This window comes from Shewanella sp., assembly GCF_041630135.1.
Lineage (GTDB): Bacteria > Pseudomonadota > Gammaproteobacteria > Enterobacterales > Shewanellaceae > Shewanella.
On the sequence record NZ_JBFKLW010000120.1, the window covers coordinates 1 to 2,353 of the forward strand.

A 2,353-nucleotide genomic window follows, 5' to 3' on the forward strand; every position below is an offset into this window, starting at 1 on the left:
AGCTTGCCGATTTGATGCAGACCGATTTCTCCGGCAAAGGCGTGGTAAGCATTCTTGATGTCACCACCCTTATCCACCAGTCACCCAAGCTCTACGCCACCTTCCTGTTCTGGCTACTCTCAGAGCTGTTCGAGACCCTGCCGGAACAGGGGGATGCCGACAAACCCAGGCTGGTACTGTTTTTCGACGAGGCACATCTGCTGTTTGATAACGCCCCCAAGCTGCTGGTGGACAAAATTGAGCAGGTGGTGCGGCTTATCCGCTCCAAGGGCGTGAGCGTGTTTTTTATCAGCCAAAGCCCGATGGATATTCCCGAAGCCATTCTTGGTCAATTGGGTTGCCGCATTCAACACGCGCTGCGCGCCTTTACCCCCAAAGATAAAAAGAGCGTTAAAGCGGTGGCGGATAACTTCCGCCCCAATCCAGCATTCAGCACCGCCGAGGTGATAACCGAGCTGGGCACAGGCGAAGCGCTGGTGTCGGTACTGGACACCAAGGGCAGCCCGACTCAGGTGGAACGAGTGCTGATGTGCCCGCCGGCAAGCCGCATAGGTCCGCTGACACTGGATGAGCGCAGCCAATTGCTGCAACGCTCGCCACTTGCCAGCAAATACAAAGAGCTGGTCGACAGAGAATCGGCCTTCGAGCTGCTTAATAAACGCCGTGAGCAGGCCGAGAAAGACGAACAGCAACAAGCGCAGGCACAGCAGCAGACCGAGAGTGCCAAAAAGCCTGCCAAACGCAGCGACTCGGCCACAGAGACGTTTTTCAAGAGTCTGGCACGCACCTTTGGCACCAAGCTTGGCCAGAGCCTGGTGCGGGGGATTTTAGGATCGCTCAAGCGCTGATTAAGTCAGGCTTCAGCAAGCATCAATAAGCTTTGCGCATCAACAATTTGAGGGTATCTGATGCTGCTTGTCTGTTTTATTGCTGCCACTGCGGTTATCAAAAGTTCATTGATGGGTCTGGGTGGGCTGGCACTGATGCTGTCGCTGCTCGCCTGGGTGCTGGTGAAATCCGGCGTCACAGGGCTGGCACCGGCGCTGAAGCAGCGCTTTGGCCGCTTATTTGCTCTGGGCGCTGTGCTGCATGCGGCAGTGTATATGGCACTGGTTGCCAAGCTGTTCTTTATTGAAGGTTTTGAAGATATCCCGGCCTTTTTATTAAGCCACCTGCTACTGCATCATATTATCTGCGCCATCATAGCCGGGGTGCTGACCCTGTTTACCGTGGGTGTGTATCTGCATTACCGCGAACACAAAAAAACGCAGATCGTATGAACTCGTTATAACGCCAGCGCCAACTGGGCGCTGGTATCCGCCTCGGTTTCCTGGCTTGCAAGCCCCACTGAAATGCCCACCAGGCGGATCCCCCGGCCATCTGCACGCAGAAATGCCTGTGATAACAGCGACTCAAACAGCCGTACCGAGGGCTCATCGGCACGGCTTTCAATGGTGGTCTGGCGGAAATCATCAAACTTAAGCTTCACCACCAGCTTGTTCAGCCTGCGCCCGGCGCCACTTCTGCCTAAACGGCGGTTAAGTTCTGGGATCAGCGATGACATTACTTCGCGGCATTGAGCCTCGGTATGCAGGTCTTTGGGCAACGTAGTTTCCACGCCGACGGATTTACGCTCACGGTGAGACACCACAGCGCGCTCATCCCGACCGTGTGCCCGCTCATAAAGCACAGCCCCAAACTTGCCAAAGTGCTGCGCCAGCGTTGCTGCCGGCAAGTGCTGCACATCATCACAGGTTTTAAGCCCCATGGCCGCGAGCCGCTCCTCAGTCACCTTGCCTACACCGGGAATTTTGCCAAGGGGCAGCTGGCGAACAAAGTCCATTAAGGTATCCGGGGTTACTACATACTGACCATTGGGTTTATTGAGATCCGATGCTACTTTGGCGACAAACTTCACCGGTGCCACCCCTGCTGAGGCAGTCAGGCCGGTTTCCCGCAGGATATCGGCCCGGATGGCTTCGGCAATGCGGGTTGCCGAGCCCTGATAAAGACTGCAATCACTGACATCCAGATAGGCTTCATCCAGTGACAGCGGCTCTATCAAATCGGTATAGCGGCCAAAAATCTCCCGAATTTGTACCGACACGGCCTTGTATACTTCCATGCGACCGGGGCGCAAAATCAGCTCAGGGCAAAGCTTAAGGGCGTAGGCGGTGGCCATGGCCGAACGTACACCAAAGGCGCGGGCTTCGTAATTGCAAGTGCTTATCACCCCGCGGCGATCGCGACTGCCACCCACTGCCATAGGTTTCCCCTTGAGTTCGGGAAAGTCCCGCATCTCCACTGCGGCGAAGTAGCAGTCCATATCGATATGAATGATTTTTCCCATTAG

At 55.5% G+C, this 2,353-nt stretch carries 3 protein-coding genes; 2 read left to right on the forward strand and 1 reads right to left on the reverse strand.

Annotated elements, in window-relative coordinates; all coding sequences use genetic code 11:
* The coding region (locus tag ABYK60_RS18415) for a helicase HerA-like domain-containing protein (RefSeq protein WP_372873446.1) at positions 1–848 on the forward strand (848 nt) is incomplete at its 5' end.
* Between the two features lie 60 nt (positions 849–908).
* The gene (locus ABYK60_RS18420) at positions 909–1,280 is read left to right on the forward strand and encodes a hypothetical protein (protein ID WP_372873447.1); all 372 of its coding nucleotides are present in this window, start codon (positions 909–911) and stop codon (positions 1,278–1,280) included.
* Between the two features lie 5 nt (positions 1,281–1,285).
* On the opposite strand, the gene dinB is transcribed toward ABYK60_RS18420, so the two are convergent.
* Positions 1,286–2,350: a DNA polymerase IV gene (gene dinB / locus ABYK60_RS18425; protein WP_372873448.1), complete on the reverse strand. Its 1,065-nt coding sequence runs from the start codon at positions 2,348–2,350 to the stop codon at positions 1,286–1,288.
* Positions 2,351–2,353: the final 3 nt, after the last annotated feature.

Coding starts and splice junctions, on each gene's coding strand:
- ABYK60_RS18420 (WP_372873447.1), top strand. CDS start 909: ATGCTGCTTGTCTGTTTTATTGCTGCCACTGCGGTTATCAAAAGTTCA.
- dinB (WP_372873448.1), bottom strand. CDS start 2,350: ATGGGAAAAATCATTCATATCGATATGGACTGCTACTTCGCCGCAGTG.